The organism is Rhodococcus sp. FW305-130, from assembly GCF_058788335.1.
In genome coordinates this window covers 122,967-137,926 of the sequence record NZ_JBYTAP010000003.1, presented here as the reverse complement: position 1 = coordinate 137,926, position 14,960 = coordinate 122,967, and the positions used below count along the sequence as shown (strand labels likewise).

Genomic DNA, 14,960 nt, shown 5'->3' with positions numbered 1-14,960 from the left:
CACTGAAAGCGGCGTCTTCGCCGAAAGCGGTGTCTTCACTGAAAAAGCGGTTGCCAGAGCCTGCGATGCCGCCCGGCGAGGATCCTCGCGACTACGCGAGGACCCTCGCCGCGGTGTACGACGCGACGATGGCCGGAGACCGCGCACCGGCCCGCCCAAGGGACGTGGTGCGCCAATCGTGGCAGCGCCTGCGCGAACTCGGTATCGATCCCGAGCACAGCCGGGTCGAACCGTCGATGGACGTCGCCGAACTCGATCTCCGTCGTCGTGAGTCCGGACTGTACGACGTACTCGACGACGTGACACGCGGACTCGAATCGGTCACCGCGAGCGGTGAGAACATCATGGTCGTCGCAGATCTTCGCGGAACTGTACTGTGGCGCAGCGGTTCCCATCGCGTACTGGACCAAGCTGCGCGTCTGGGATTTGTCGAAGGGGCGAACTGGGCGGAGGACAACGTCGGCACCAATGCCATCGGAACGGCATTGGTGTCACGACAGGCGGTTCAGATCTTCTCGGCGGAACACTATGCGCGCAGCCATCATCCGTGGACGTGTGCGGGGGCGCCCATCCGCGATCCGCGGGACGACCGTGTCATCGGCGTCGTCGACATCAGTGGTCCTGCCAAGACCGTCCATCCCACGACGCTCGCTCTGGTCGACGCCGTCGCACGCCTCGCTCAATCACACCTGCGCGACAAGCATCGGGACAATCTCGATCAACTACGTTCTGTTGCAGGGCCGATGCTTGCACGAAGCGGATCACCCGCATTGGTGATCGACACCCACGGATGGGTCGCAGCGGTCGACGCGTTACCTCATCGCTCGCGCGTGCTGCTCCCCGCAGCTTTGGCTCCCGGCAGGGCATGGTTCCCGGCCCTGGGCCTGTGCGAACTGGATCCGCTTCCCGGCGGGTGGCTGGTTCGACCGATCGCCACCGGCGAGAGAATCAGCGCGCCCACGGTGCATATCGATCTGCGCGATTCCGAGAACATGTCGGTGACCGTCACGTCGGGTTTCGGCGAATGGGCATACGCCCCCACCCAACGACATGCGGAGATTCTGTTCCTCCTCGGATCCGAGAGACGGGGACTGACTGCATCGCGGTTGGCGCAAGATCTGTTCGGCGACCCGGCCCGCACGGTGACCGCGCGGGCCGAGATGTCGCGTCTGCGAAAGAACCTCGCCGGAGTTGTTGCAGCGCAGCCGTACCGGTTCGTCGATGCAGCGCACGTGACGTTGTCCTGCCCAGTGAACGGCGCACATCTGTTGCCGTTTTCGAATGCCCCGGCGGTGCGTGCCGCTCGCCTTACTCAGGCCGGTTCGGAGGCCTGAGTGAGCAACTGCAGAAACACCTCTTCGGGCTGAGCGCCCGACACGGCAACCGCACGGTTGGCGACAAAGAACGGAACGCCGCTGACCTGCAGTTGGCGGGCCATGGACAGATCTTCGCGGACAGCCTCCGCTGCGGCATCGGAGCCCAGTTGCTCGCGCACGACATCGGCGTCGAGGCCGACGCTCACGGCCAGCTCGACCAGCACCTCACGGTCGTCGATCACCTTGCCGTCGCTGAAGTGCGCTTTGAACAGCGCTTCGAGGAGCTCGTTCTGCCGCTCACCCGCGAGATGCAGCAACCTGTGCGCATCAAAGGTATTGGCGGCGATCACGGTTTCGAAGTCCAAGGTCAACCCGACCTCGGCGGCCGTCGCGCTGACGTGGGCGAACATCTGACGTACCTGATCAGGCGCCATCCCCTTCATTTCGACCAAGGCGTCGAGTTCGGTTCGGCCCTCTCCCACCGGCGTCTCCGGAGCGAGCTGGTACGAGCGCCAGATGACGTTGACGCGGTCCTTGTTCTCGAAACGATCCAGCGCCGAGAGGAACCTGGTCTTTCCGATGTAGCACCACGGACAAGCGACGTCCGACCACACTTCGATGGTCACGTCTTGGTCAATCACGATTTGATCAGTCACCGAAGGTGCAACAACGAACAGGGTCGGGATTAGTCCCGAGTCACGTCACAAGGCCACACCGGAACGCGATCAACGATGCACTCACGCGGTTGGGCACACCCAGCTTGCCGAACAGCGAAGAGATATGCGTCTTGACGGTGGTCTCACCGAGGTACAGCCGCTCCGCGATGACACTGTTGGCCGCGCCTGTCGCCAGGATTGTCAGCACTTCGCGCTCGCGCTCGGTGAGCGAAGCGAGCGGAGTCTGATCGGGCGCTTGCCGACGCGGCGACGAGGCCACGATGGCGCGCAGAGAATCGCAACTGAACAACGAGTGGTCCGACGCCACTACCCGCACTGCCTGCTGGAACGCCTGCGGAGCTGCGTCCTTGCTCAGGAAACTGTGCGCGCCCGCCTCGACTGCCTGCACAACCATGTCGTCGACGTCGAAGGCGGTCATGGCAATGACCTTCGGTGGATTGCTCATGGTCATCAATTCACGCGTGGCCTCCAAGCCACCGACCCGTGCCATTTTCAGATCCATCAGCACCACGTGGGGACGAAAACGAGTGACCTTGGCTGCGACCTGATCGCCGTCCTCGGCCTCGGCAACCACCACGATGTCCGGCGCTGCTTCCAGGATGTCCTTCATCCCGCGCCGAACCCACGCGTCGTTGTCGACGATCAAAACTGTGATGCGCGAGTCAGCGTCCATAGTGCGCTCAGATTACCCAGAGCCCCCGACAGTTAGAGGGTGGGAGGGCTACGACGACCAGGGCACCCAGCAACTGACGAGGAAATCGTCCCCCAACGCGCCTGCCTCCACCTTGCCGCCGATCTCTCGCGCCTGTTCGGCCAACCCGCGTAGGCCGGATCGAGAACCGATCGACGTCATGGGTGCAAGCTCGCTCAGCTTGTTGCGTGCGAGGATGCGGATTCCGTCGTGCGGCGACCCGGTCACGGAAATGACGAGCATCTGGTCGCTCGCGTACTTCTGGACGTTGGTCAACGATTCCTGAACGACGCGATAACAGACATGCCCCGCCAACATTCCGACATCACCCGGGAGCAACTCGGATTCGAGACGGCAGTGGATGCCTGCCGCGCGTGCACTGTTGACCAGGTCACCGATCGCGTCGATCCCCTGGTGCCCACCGTGTTCGCGGCGATCACCGCTTCCCCTGAGCACTCCGACGATTCCCTTCAATTCGTCCAAAGCCTCGTGGGCGGTGGTTCTGATCATCGCTGCGGTGTTGACGACCTTCTCGGGATTGTCTGCCGCGCTGACCTGCAACCCGCCGGCGAACAACGAGATCCGGCTCAAACTGGCCGCGATCGTGTCGTGCATGTCGCGAGCGATCCGCGTTCGTTCCTCGGTGCGAATCATCTCGTCGCGCATCACGTCGGTTTTCTCGGTGGCCAGATCCCGTACGTGCTCTGCCTCGACGAGTTCGGTTCTGGTCCGAATCAGGAGCGATAGCGCCACGACAATGCCGACCATGACGGCTGCGACGAGCCACGGGATCCAGATGGCGACGTCGTATTGAACAACCACCGAACCGTCTTTGGGTTTCGCGGTGCCCATCGTGAGAACGGAGTACTCACGATTTCGAAAAGCGTCGTAGGTCAACGAAATTCCGCACACGACGAAGACAGCTGCCGCGGCTGCTGCAAGCCGAGGCCCACGCGCGATCCGAGCAACGGCGAACAACGCGATGAGCGCCGCCGTCGCATCGGTGGGGAAGAACAGCGGGCCGACCAGCGTGATCGCCAGAACCACCCAGGGATGTTGATGGCGCCAGACAAGCGATATCCCACCGGCCACGCCCAGGACGAACCCGATCCCGACCAATACCGGTGGCATATTTCCCGACGCGCCTGCGATGCCCACCGTCATGAAGGAACAGAAAAGGCTGAACGCGACGGCGGCGGTAGTCCATACGCGTCGTCGCACAACGGTTCCTTTGGTGGTGATCACCGAGCAAGCGTATCCACCGCCACCGACGCCTCGAATCAGCCGAACGGGTGGACGAACCGTCAAGCTCCGACCGAAAGGATGAGGCTCCCCGATCTTTCGACCGAAGCGGTGAGCGGTCCCCACATCGTTGACTTGTGCCATACCAACTCTCGAAAGGCGCACATCATGCGATCACTCCGTACTCCCCTCGCCCTCCTCGCCGTCGGCGCAGCCCTGTTCGCAACCATCGCCTCTGGCGAGACCGACGAAGCGAAGAAGGTCGACGACAACGGTTCTTCCGCCGCACCCGCGGCTGCCTTCGGCATCGGTGACGTCGTCGAACTGGGCGACTGGCGCGTCCAGGTACATGGCGTTGTCGATCCCTATGTCTCGACCAATCAGTTCATCACCGCGGATCCCGGAAACCGCTACGTCGTGGTCGACACCGAGGTCACCAACAACAGCGACAAGCCGTCGACTGTGTCATCGATGATGTGCTTCGAACTGCAGGACTCGACCAACAAGTCGTACAACATCACGTTCACCGACAGCAGCACGTCGAGTGTCGACGGAGAGCTTGCGCCGGGTGCAGCCAAGCGAGGCGAACTGGCGTACGAGGTCCCCGAAGCCGCCACCGGTCTTCGCCTTCAGTTCAAGTGCGACCTGTTCTCGTCCGGCTCGGCAACCATCAACCTGTCGTGAACCGCCCGGGCGATCTGCTGCTGAGTCCGTGGGCGCTGGTCTCGGTGTCCGTCATCTTGGTCAACGACCACGTACTCAAAGGGGCATTCGGGAACACGATGACGGGCAAGCTGTCCGACGTCGCCGGCGTGTTCCTGTTTCCCTTGCTTCTGCTCTCGGTTCTCGAGGTGCTCAGACGAAAGCTGGCGGGGCGAGCAGCGATCGCCTGGTCCATCGCGGTCACGGGCATCGGCTTCGCCGCGGTGAAGACGGTCTCGCCGATCGGCGACGCGTACGAGTGGGTGATCGGGTTTTTCCGCTGGACCGCAGGAGGATTCCGCGGCGAGCTCTTGCCGATCGTGGTCTTTCGTGATCCCTCGGATCTGTGGGTGCTCCCGATATTGTTCGCAAGCTACCTGGTCGTCACACACAACCGCACTCGGGCGCCGCAGGGGGCGCCCGAGCACGAGGTGATCAGTCCAGTGCTGCATCCAACGTAATGTCGACGCCGGTCAGTGCCTTGCTGATCGGGCACGTTTCCTTGGCCGCCTGGGCAACCTTGGCAAAACCGTCGGCGTCGAGGCCATCGACCTCGGCGCGAACGGTGAGCTTGATTCCGGTGAGCTTGAAGCCGACCGTGTCGGGGCCCAGCGACACGTCTGCGGTGATGTCGAGGCTCTGCGGTGTTCCGCCGGCCTCGGCGATCAGTGCCGACAACTGCATCGCGTAGCAGGACGAATGTGCCGCGGCGATCAGTTCTTCGGGGCTGGTGGTTCCGCCGGCTTCCTCAGCTGCGCGCTTGGGGAACGACACATCGAAGGTCGCGACACCCGAGCTGGTGAGTTCGACCTGTCCCGACCCGGCTTCGAGGGTGCCGTTCCAGGCGGTGCGTGCGGTACGAGTTGGCATTGCTGTCCCTACTTCCGTCTTCACATGATTCGGTGAACGCCTTGCGATCACGAACCTACCCGCGATACGTGAAGTCACACCTACTGTTTCGGACTGCGCTACCCCAGGAGAGTCGCGGTCAACAATTTCTCGACGCGTGCTTGCGCGGAGTTCTCCGAGGAAAAGTGCACGATTCTGCCGATGTCGAAGACCAGACCGAGCGCCGCGTGGACGAGGAACCGCGCTTGGACGATCGTCAACTCCGGCCGCGCCTCGACGCACAAGTGCGCCCACTCCTCCACGTTGAGCCGCTGGATGTTCCGCAACTCGGTCCGCGACCGGTCCGGCAAGCTGCCGATCTCGGCGAAATACACCGCCAACAGTTCGCTTCTGCCGAACGACACCTCGACGTACATCTTGGCCAATGTCTCTACGGCCGCGAGTGGTGTCTCCGACTCCGCCAACGCCGAACCCAACGTCATCGTCAGGCGATCGGACGCCCGATAGAAAGCCGCGGCGAGCAGATCGGCCTTGCTCGCGAAGTGCCGGTACACGCTCGACGCGTTGATACCCGCTGCGGCGCCGATCTCCTCGATACTCACGTCGTGATAGCCGCGCTGATAGAACAGCAATACGGCTTCCTGAAGCAGCACTTCACGTTTCGACGTCCAGGCAAGACCGGGTTTGCGTTCGGGCGCCTGTTTCTTGCCGCCGCCCTTCGCACCAACGGGCAACTCGACGCCGATGACCGACCAACAAGCTGTGAGAATCAACGATTCGATCTGCTTGGCGGACAACGCCGATCGATGACCGGTGATACTGGCGATCACGCTGAGCACAGCCGGTGCGATCAGCTCGACGTCGGCCGGGGCCAGTTCCGGGCGCACTGCGGCCAACGGCTCGGCAATCCGAAGATTGAGCGTGCGCATTCCCTCCCGCAATTGCTCACGATCCTCGTCGACCAGGTACCGGCCCTCCCAACGGTAGAGCCCTCCCCTACGCCGATTCTCGATCGTCGCGCGGATGACCCCCACCATGGTGGAGTTCAACTGCTCGCGTGGATCGTCGTTTCCGTGTACCGCGGGATCGCTGGCATCCAGCAACGCCTGGGTCAGGTTGTTCACGGTGTAGACGAACAGCGCGTATTTCGTGGGGAAATGACGATAGAGGGCCGGCCCGGAGATCCCGACCTTCGCTGCGATCTCGTCGATGCCGACCGCGTGGTAGCCACGTTCACTGAATGCCTCCGCGGCAGCGGCCGCGATTTGGGCCTTCCGATTCTTCGGACGCGTTCGTGGTGCAGAGCCACTGCCGCTCACGGAGACGCGTGTCTGTCCGGGCACCTGACCCTCCACTTCCGTTGCTTTCTTCCGCTGCCTTCGTCCGCTGCACCGCACTTCTACGGGCGCGAGTCCGAACGGACCATGTTAACCGTCGCGAAGGTCGCAATTCGCGCCCGGTACGGCTTCACCCGAAACCCTACAACGCGGCTGTCACGGCGGACGGATTCCGGAAAAAGAGTCTTGACACCCGCTCTCACACCGGTGTTATGTTAGTGATGATTCGCACAAACTTGCACGCAGTCCGCTGGCGGGCTCGTTCCATGCAGCGCAGGATTTTTCTTCGCCTGCAATAGGGTTCGATGCCGATTGACCGATCGTAAGAAAGTAGTTGTGAGCAGATGATTCGCACTCGCTTCACCGAGATGTTCGGCGTAGACCATCCGATCGTGCAGGGCGGCATGATGTGGGTAGGACGCGCAGAACTTGTTGCGGCCACGGCAAATTCCGGCGCCCTGGGGTTCCTGACCGGCCTTACCCAACCCACTCCGGAAGACCTCGTCAAGGAAATTGCTCGGACCCGCGATCTCACCGACAAGCCTTTCGGCGTCAATCTCACGATTCTGCCGTCGATCACGCCGCCGCCGTACGCCGAATATCGCCAGGCGATCATCGAATCCGGGATCAAGATCGTCGAGACGGCCGGTTCCAATCCGATCGATCATCTTCCGCATTTCAAGGACGCGGGCGTGAAGGTGATCCACAAGTGCACTGCAGTTCGTCACGCGGTCAAGGCCGAGAGACTGGGCGTCGACGCCGTCAGCATCGACGGCTTCGAATGCGCCGGACACCCAGGTGAAGACGACATACCAGGGCTGATTCTGATTCCGGCGGCCACGCAGCAACTCACGATTCCGGTGATCGCGTCGGGCGGAATCGCAGATTCCCGCGGTCTCGTCGCGGCGCTTGCGCTCGGAGCAGACGGCGTCAACATGGGAACTCGATTCATGTGCACCGTGGAATCTACTGTAGCGCAATCGGTTAAAGAACAGATAGTCGCCAACACCGAGCGTGACACCAAGCTGATTTTCCGAACCCTGCACAACACCGCACGCGTAGCAGCGAATGCGATCAGTGCCGAAGTCGTCGACATCGAGGCGCGCGGCGACGCGCAGTTCAGCGACATCCAGCATCTGGTCGCCGGGGCACGCGGGCGCAAGGTCTTCGAAGATGGCGATCTCGATGCAGGCATCTGGTCCGCCGGGCAAAGCCAAGGGTTGATCAACGACATCCCGACCGTCGCCGACATGATCGACCGCATGGTCTCGGAGGCCGAACACCTCATCACCTCACGGCTTTCCGGATTCGTCACCGCTGTGAGCGCGGCATGACCGCCACCGCCGAGACGGGCTTTCGCTCCGAAATCACCGACGGTGTACTGCGATTGACCTTCGACCGCCCGAAGCGGATGAACGCGATCGATCTACCCACGATGACTGCTTTCGCAGCCGCCGTCAGAGAGGGCGGCGCAGACCCGAGAGTTCGTACCATCGTGATCACCGGATCCGGTCGAGCGTTCTGCACCGGAGCCGATCTTGCGGCAGCGGCCCTCAACCCCGCAGACCCGAAAGTTGTCATGGATGCCGCGACTTCTCTGATTCGCGCCATCACCAGCGCCCCGGTCCCGGTGATCGCCGCGGTCAACGGCCCGGCAGCCGGCGTCGGAGTGTCCATCGCCCTGGCCGCGGACCTGACGTACGCAGCATCGAGCGCCTATTTCCTCCTCTCGTTCGTCAACATCGGCCTGATGCCCGACGGCGGCGCCAGTGCGCTGGTGCCGGCAGCGATCGGACGTGCCAGAGCGGCCGAGATGGCGTTGCTGGGCGAGCGGGTTTCCGCCGAGGACGCAGAGCGTTTCGGGCTCGTGTCCCGCACCGTCGCAGACGACGCGTTCGACGCACTCGTCGACTCGGTCGTCGATCGCACGTCGAAGGCTCCCCGACGCGCACTCGAACTCACCAAGCGCGCACTCAATGCGGCGACGCTGGACCGCCTCGATGCCGCGTTGGAGCTCGAAAATACCGGTCAGGCAGAACTTCTCACCGGCGACGACTTCAAAGAAGGCGCGATGGCGATGCTGCAGAAGCGCGCACCGCACTTCAAGTAGTCGTTGCGAATTTTCGTTAACAAAACCACTGTGAGAATCGACGGCTCACTGTAGCCTGAGTCACACAATCACCCACGCATGAGAGGAACCCATCGATGGCCTCCACCGATGCAGTCTCCGAGGCGCAGCGTTCACGCCGCACCAACTGGAACAATCAGATCGCCAGGCATGCGCAGATGATTCCCGATCGCACCGCGCTGCGATTCTTGGGCGATTCCATCACCTGGAGCACCCTCGACGCACGCGTCGAGAAGCTGGCAGACGCTCTAGCCCGACGCGGCGTCAGCTTCGGCGACCGCGTGCTCATCCTGATGCTCAATCGCCCCGAATACCTCGAGATCGTGCTCGCGACCAACGCACTGGGCGCGATAGCTGTTCCGGTGAACTTCCGTCTCACGCCACCCGAGGTCGCTTACCTGGTCAACGACTCCGGCTCCAAAGTCATTGTCGCCGAAGGACCATTGGCTCCACTGGCCGGAGCCGCGCGTGCCGTGTCAGAGGGTATCGACATCTCCATCACCGTAGGCGCCCCCGCCGAGGGTGACAGCCTGAACTACGAGGACCTGATCAGCGAGGCGGGCGAGCCGCACGCGTTCGTCGACATCCCGGACGACACTCCTGCACTCATCATGTACACCTCGGGAACCACCGGTCGCCCCAAGGGTTCGGTGCTCTCCCACTCCAACCTGTCTTCGCAAGCATTGACCTGTATCAGGGCCTTCCACCTGTTCAATGCCGATTCCATCGGCTTCTGCGCGTCGCCCATGTTCCACATCGCGGCCCTCGGTTCCATCGCGCCGAGCCTGCAACTCGGCACGACCACGGTGATCCATCCGGTCGGCGCATTCGACCCTGGTCAACTACTCGACATTCTCGAAGCCGAGAAGGTCACCAGCTTGTTCCTCGTGCCCGTGCAATGGCAGGCCGTGTGCGCAGTGCAGAAGGCGCAACCTCGAGCACTGTCGCTGAAGAACATCTCGTGGGGCGCCGCACCATCGTCCGATACCATCCTGCGGGCAATGGCCGAAACCTTCCCGGACGCGTTCAATGTCGCAGTCTTCGGTCAGACCGAGATGTCGCCCATCACTTGCGTTCTCGACGGTGAGGATGCGATTCGCAAGCTCGGATCCGTCGGTCGGGTCATCCCGACCATTTCGGCCAGGGTCGTCGACGAGAACATGGACGACGTGGCGCCCGGTGAAATCGGTGAAATCGTCTACCGCGGGCCCACGATGATGAGCGAGTACTGGAACAACCCCACCGCCACCGCTGACGCCTTCCACGGTGGATGGTTCCACTCCGGCGATCTCGTTCGAGTCGACGACGAAGGCTTTGTCTACGTCGTCGATCGCAAGAAGGACATGATCATCTCCGGCGGAGAGAACATCTACTGCGCCGAGGTGGAAAACGTTCTCTACGAACACGAATTGATCGTCGAAGCGGCCGTCGTCGGTCGCCCCGACGCCAAGTGGGGTGAGGTGCCGGTAGCGATCGTCGCGATGGCGCCAGGTTCAGCCGTGGACCTGACCATCGAGGAACTGAGCAGCTTCCTCAATGATCGTCTCGCGCGTTACAAGCACCCGAAGGACATCGTCGTCGTGGAAGCGCTGCCGCGCAATGCAAGCGGCAAGGTCGTCAAGGGCGAACTGCGAGAGAAGGTTCGAGCGGTCGACGCAGTTTCCTGACTCCACACGCAAACGGGTGGCACCTCCAGCGGGGTGCCGCCCGTTTGCGTGTGCCCGTCAAGCGCTCTGCGAATGCAACTTCCGATGCAGTTCTCGCACCAACGGAACCAACTCCGGCACCGGACCTTCGACCGGGACGTTCGGCGCAACCTCGTTGACGGACAGAGACTTCACCGGCGCCGGGGCCGCACCCCACTCTGCGAGCCAGTCGCCGAGTTGAGCCGAAGAGCAGATGTAGACGATACGTCCGAGGCCCACCCATGCGTGCGCAGCCGAACACATCGCGCAGTGCTCCCCCGAGGTGAATACCGTTGCCGTCGAACGCTCTTCCGGCGTCAGATACTGAGCCGCCCACCGAGCCAGCTCGAACTCGGGGTGGCGGGTGTTGTCGCCGCCCGCGATCCTGTTTCGATCTTCCGCCAGAAATGTTCCGTCGGCCGCTGCCAGGACGGAACCGAAAGGTTCGTCGCCGGCATCCAATGCTTCCGTTGCCAATTCGACGCAACGACGCAGGTGACCCAGTTCGATGTCGTTCATGTGTACGCCCTCTCCCGTGATACACGAAACGGGCGGCACCGGTGAGGTGCCGCCCGTTCGTTACTTACTCTGCTGTACTACTCTGCTGCGCTTTCGCTTTCGCCGGCCTTGGTCAGCTCGATCGGCGGTGCGTCCGGCACGTCGATCGGCTTCTTGGTGGGCGTGAACGTGAACTTCGCGTCCTCGCCCGAGCCTTCGCCGTCCCAGTTCTCGACGTCGACGAGCACGATGTGGCCGGGTCCGATCTCTCCGAAGAGGATCTTCTCGGACATCTGGTCCTCGATCTCGCGCTGGATGGTGCGACGCAGCGGTCGTGCACCCAGTACCGGATCGAATCCGCGCTTGGCCAGAAGCGACTTGGCCTTGTCGGTGACCTCCATGGCCATGTCCTTGTTCTTGAGTGCCGCCTCGACGCGAGCGAGCATCAGGTCGACCATCTGAACGATCTGCTCGTTCGTGAGCTGATGGAAGACGACGATGTCGTCGATACGGTTCAAGAACTCGGGACGGAAGTGCTTCTTCAGCTCGTCGTGAACCTTGAGCTTCATGCGCTCGTAGTTCGACTCCGTGCCCGTTCCCGAGCTGAAGCCCAGGCCGACTGCCTTGGAGATGTCCGACGTACCGAGGTTGGACGTGAAGATCAGCACCGTGTTCTTGAAGTCGACGGTACGTCCCTGACCGTCGGTGAGACGGCCGTCCTCGAGCACCTGCAGGAGGGTGTTGTAGATCTCCTGGTGTGCCTTCTCGATCTCGTCGAACAGCACAACGCTGAACGGCTTGCGGCGCACCTTCTCGGTGAGCTGGCCACCCTCTTCGTATCCGACGTACCCGGGAGGGGCACCGAACAGACGCGAAGCGGTGAAGCGGTCGTGGAACTCGCCCATGTCGATCTGGATCAGAGCGTCGTCGTCGCCGAACAGGAAGTTGGCGAGCGACTTCGCGAGCTCCGTCTTACCGACACCGGACGGGCCGGCGAAGATGAACGAGCCCGAGGGACGCTTGGGATCCTTCAGACCTGCACGCGTACGACGGATCGCCTTCGAGACGGACTTGACTGCCTCTTCCTGGCCGATGATCCGCTTGTGCAGTTCCTCTTCCATGCGGAGCAGACGAGTGGTCTCCTCCTCGGTGAGCTTGAAGACGGGGATTCCGGTCCAGTTGCCCAGAACCTCGGCGATCTGCTCGTCGTCGACCTCGGCGATGACGTCCAGGTCGCCCGCACGCCACTGCTTCTCACGCTCAGCGCGCTGAGCAACGAGGGTCTTCTCCTTGTCACGCAGGTTCGCAGCCTTCTCGAAGTCCTGCGCGTCGATCGCGGATTCCTTCTCGCGACGCGCGTCGGCGATGCGATCGTCGAATTCGCGCAGGTCCGGCGGTGCAGTCATCCGACGGATGCGCATTCGCGCGCCCGCCTCGTCGATGAGGTCGATCGCCTTGTCCGGCAAGAAGCGGTCGTTGATGTAGCGGTCGGCCAGCGTCGCCGCTGCCACGAGAGCACCGTCCGTGATGGAGACACGGTGGTGAGCCTCGTAGCGGTCACGAAGACCCTTGAGGATCTCGATGGTGTGCTCGACGGTCGGCTCGCCCACCTGAACGGGCTGGAAACGACGCTCGAGAGCGGCATCCTTCTCGATGTACTTGCGGTACTCGTCGAGAGTGGTAGCACCGATGGTCTGCAGCTCACCGCGGGCAAGCTTGGGCTTGAGGATGGAGGCCGCGTCGATAGCGCCCTCGGCCGCGCCCGCACCAACGAGGGTGTGCAGCTCGTCGATGAACAGGATGATGTCTCCGCGGGTGTTGATCTCCTTGAGAACCTTCTTCAGGCGCTCTTCGAAGTCACCGCGGTAACGGCTGCCGGCCACGAGCGACCCGAGGTCGAGCGTGTACAGCTGCTTGTCCTTGAGGGTCTCGGGGACCTCACCGTTGACGATTGCCTGAGCCAGGCCCTCGACCACAGCGGTCTTACCGACACCGGGTTCACCGATGAGAACCGGGTTGTTCTTGGTACGACGCGAGAGAACCTGCATGACGCGCTCGATTTCCTTCGAGCGGCCGATGACCGGGTCCAGCTTGCCTTCGAGGGCAGCTTGCGTCAGGTTGCGACCGAACTGGTCGAGCACGAGCGAGGTGGACGGCGTGCCGGCCTCTCCGCGGGTGCCACCGGTTTCGGTGGGCTCCTTGCCCTGGTAGCCCGACAGCAGCTGGATGACCTGCTGGCGGACACGGTTGAGATCGGCACCGAGCTTGACCAGAACCTGGGCTGCTACGCCCTCACCCTCACGGATGAGACCGAGCAGAATGTGCTCCGTACCGATGTAGTTGTGTCCGAGCTGCAGCGCTTCGCGCAGACTCAGCTCGAGGACTTTCTTGGCGCGCGGTGTGAAGGGGATGTGACCGGACGGAGCCTGCTGGCCCTGGCCGATGATCTCCTCGACCTGGCTGCGGACTCCCTCGAGGGAGATACCCAACGACTCCAACGACTTGGCTGCAACACCTTCGCCCTCGTGAATGAGGCCGAGAAGGATGTGCTCCGTGCCGATGTAGTTGTGGTTGAGCATCCTGGCTTCTTCTTGAGCCAGGACAACAACGCGCCGCGCGCGATCGGTGAACCTCTCGAACATCGCTCTCCCTCACACTCTCCGGCGGGCAGGTTCGAGACCGGATGTCTCGTCCCTGGTCGCCGCGTTTCGCTCCGGCACTACAGACTGATCGCCTCGCCGGTCAGCGGACTGACGTCCACGAATCGACAAAGGTTGCACGACCCCACTTATTACTCTAGAGGGCGCGAAGTCCACCTGCTGCTCCTCCACCCGATTGGCGGCGGAAGCCGGACTGCTTACCGTTCACAACGTCGCAGCTGAGGGAATCGTTTCCCGGTTCCTGTACGCCTGAAGCGAACAGCGATTTTCGACGCCTGATCAGCCGAATATCGGGAGTACCCGAGTGCACGGCACCTCACGCGGATTCGACGGATCAAGCGCGTTGAGCGTCAGAGTCGCCGTTCGCTGCGACGCCACCAGCGCGATGTGATCCGACAGGTCCTGCTCGCAACCGTCCTGAACAACTATGTTCGACGCGTTCGACGCGGCCAGTATTCCGCTGCTGTACGGAACGACCACTTGATCGAACCGAGTCACGATGTTGGTGTACTCGACGTCATCGGAGTAGACGCCCGCGTCGCGCAGTTCGGTCACGAAGGTGGCGTTGTCGAAATCCGGTCCCCCGACGCCTTCCGGCGGCCCGACCTCCGAGCCGTCCCACAACGGAGCGATGGAGACGATCTTGGAAACCTTCGCGTCGCCGCCGAGAAACTTGGCGTAGTACGCACTTACCGTCGTCCCCTGAGAGTGTCCGATCAGGTCGACCTTCGAGGCACCCGTCGCAGAAAGAACGTCATCGACGAAGTCCGACAGCTGCCCTGCGCTGTCTCCGAGTGGTGCGAGACCGCCGGCTGCGGAAATCGGCCACGGCTGGTCCGTTCGATTCCCGAAGGTGAGCGCGAAAACGCAGTATCCCTCGTTGGCCAGTACGGGTGCGAGTACGCCCCAATTGGTCTGACGGTTGGCCGCCGTCCCGTGCACCAGGACGACTGGATCAGGATGAGCAGCGGAAGGCGTGCACGAGAAGTCGTTGGTGCCAGGGGCCGATCCGCCCGGGTTGGTCGCTTCGAGGGCGATTCCACTGAAGAAACCGGACGGAACGGGAAGAGGTTCGTTCGCCGACGCAAGAGGTGCGGCGGTCGCGGCCACGGCCCCCGCCAGAGCGAGCGCACCCACGCATGTTCGAATCCCCACCGAAGGCCTCCACATATTGA

14 protein-coding genes are annotated in these 14,960 nt (G+C 62.7%); 6 read left to right on the top strand and 8 right to left on the bottom strand.

Going from position 1 to position 14,960, the window contains the following annotated elements:
• Nucleotides 1-65: 65 nt before the first annotated feature.
• Nucleotides 66-1,334 (top strand): GAF domain-containing protein, encoded by a 1,269-nt coding sequence (locus tag AC3WQS_RS10660; RefSeq protein ID WP_438473306.1) that lies wholly within the window; start codon nt 66-68, stop codon nt 1,332-1,334.
• On the opposite strand, the gene AC3WQS_RS10655 is transcribed toward AC3WQS_RS10660, so the two are convergent.
• The 3 genes from AC3WQS_RS10655 to AC3WQS_RS10645 are packed head-to-tail and all read right to left on the bottom strand — an operon-like array spanning nt 1,313 to nt 4,070.
• Entirely contained in the window at nt 1,313-1,957 is a 645-nt protein-coding gene (locus tag AC3WQS_RS10655; protein WP_232816808.1) for a DsbA family oxidoreductase, read from the bottom strand. The two genes, AC3WQS_RS10660 and AC3WQS_RS10655, sit on opposite strands and share 22 nt — an antisense overlap.
• 55 nt (nt 1,958-2,012) lie before the next feature.
• The gene (locus tag AC3WQS_RS10650; RefSeq protein WP_021342792.1) at nt 2,013-2,666 is read right to left on the bottom strand and encodes a response regulator; all 654 of its coding nucleotides are present in this window, start codon (nt 2,664-2,666) and stop codon (nt 2,013-2,015) included.
• Between the two features lie 48 nt (nt 2,667-2,714).
• Nucleotides 2,715-4,070: a sensor histidine kinase gene (locus AC3WQS_RS10645; RefSeq protein ID WP_021342791.1), complete on the bottom strand. Its 1,356-nt coding sequence runs from the start codon at nt 4,068-4,070 to the stop codon at nt 2,715-2,717.
• Between the two features lie 24 nt (nt 4,071-4,094).
• Between AC3WQS_RS10645 and AC3WQS_RS10640 the strand changes: the two genes are divergently transcribed.
• Both AC3WQS_RS10640 and AC3WQS_RS10635 read left to right on the top strand, forming a co-directional pair.
• Complete coding sequence (locus AC3WQS_RS10640; RefSeq protein WP_019746807.1) at nt 4,095-4,610, top strand: DUF4352 domain-containing protein; 516 nt, start codon at nt 4,095-4,097, stop codon at nt 4,608-4,610.
• Nucleotides 4,607-5,089: a hypothetical protein gene (locus AC3WQS_RS10635; protein WP_492712754.1), complete on the top strand. Its 483-nt coding sequence runs from the start codon at nt 4,607-4,609 to the stop codon at nt 5,087-5,089. Before AC3WQS_RS10640 ends, AC3WQS_RS10635 begins: the two co-directional genes overlap by 4 nt.
• Here AC3WQS_RS10635 and AC3WQS_RS10630 read toward each other — a convergent pair.
• Entirely contained in the window at nt 5,064-5,498 is a 435-nt protein-coding gene (locus AC3WQS_RS10630) for an OsmC family protein (protein ID WP_003945839.1), read from the bottom strand. The genes AC3WQS_RS10635 and AC3WQS_RS10630 overlap by 26 nt on opposite strands.
• Nucleotides 5,499-5,596: 98 nt before the next feature.
• A complete protein-coding gene (locus AC3WQS_RS10625; RefSeq protein WP_492712755.1) occupies nt 5,597-6,820 on the bottom strand; it encodes a TetR/AcrR family transcriptional regulator in 1,224 nt (407 codons plus the stop codon).
• Between the two features lie 338 nt (nt 6,821-7,158).
• Here AC3WQS_RS10625 and AC3WQS_RS10620 point away from each other — a divergent pair, with 338 nt between their 5' ends.
• The 3 genes from AC3WQS_RS10620 to fadD5 all read left to right on the top strand — a co-directional run bounded on the left by AC3WQS_RS10620 (nt 7,159) and on the right by fadD5 (nt 10,609).
• Nucleotides 7,159-8,148 (top strand): NAD(P)H-dependent flavin oxidoreductase, encoded by a 990-nt coding sequence (locus AC3WQS_RS10620; RefSeq protein ID WP_070385778.1) that lies wholly within the window; start codon nt 7,159-7,161, stop codon nt 8,146-8,148.
• On the top strand, nt 8,145-8,924 hold the full coding sequence (locus AC3WQS_RS10615) for an enoyl-CoA hydratase (protein WP_019746803.1): 780 nt from the start codon (nt 8,145-8,147) through the stop codon (nt 8,922-8,924). Before AC3WQS_RS10620 ends, AC3WQS_RS10615 begins: the two co-directional genes overlap by 4 nt.
• Nucleotides 8,925-9,019: 95 nt before the next feature.
• Nucleotides 9,020-10,609, top strand: coding sequence for a fatty-acid--CoA ligase FadD5 (fadD5, locus tag AC3WQS_RS10610; protein WP_020906085.1), 1,590 nt, complete (start codon nt 9,020-9,022; stop codon nt 10,607-10,609).
• Between the two features lie 57 nt (nt 10,610-10,666).
• Here fadD5 and AC3WQS_RS10605 read toward each other — a convergent pair whose 3' ends face one another.
• The 3 genes from AC3WQS_RS10605 to AC3WQS_RS10595 all read right to left on the bottom strand — a co-directional run bounded on the left by AC3WQS_RS10605 (nt 10,667) and on the right by AC3WQS_RS10595 (nt 14,955).
• Complete coding sequence (locus tag AC3WQS_RS10605) at nt 10,667-11,146, bottom strand: nucleoside deaminase (protein WP_019746801.1); 480 nt, start codon at nt 11,144-11,146, stop codon at nt 10,667-10,669.
• Between the two features lie 77 nt (nt 11,147-11,223).
• On the bottom strand, nt 11,224-13,767 hold the full coding sequence (locus AC3WQS_RS10600; RefSeq protein WP_003945604.1) for an ATP-dependent Clp protease ATP-binding subunit: 2,544 nt from the start codon (nt 13,765-13,767) through the stop codon (nt 11,224-11,226).
• A gap of 297 nt (nt 13,768-14,064) precedes the next feature.
• The gene (locus AC3WQS_RS10595) at nt 14,065-14,955 is read right to left on the bottom strand and encodes an esterase/lipase family protein (RefSeq protein WP_047888640.1); all 891 of its coding nucleotides are present in this window, start codon (nt 14,953-14,955) and stop codon (nt 14,065-14,067) included.
• Between the last annotated feature and the right edge of the window lie 5 nt (nt 14,956-14,960).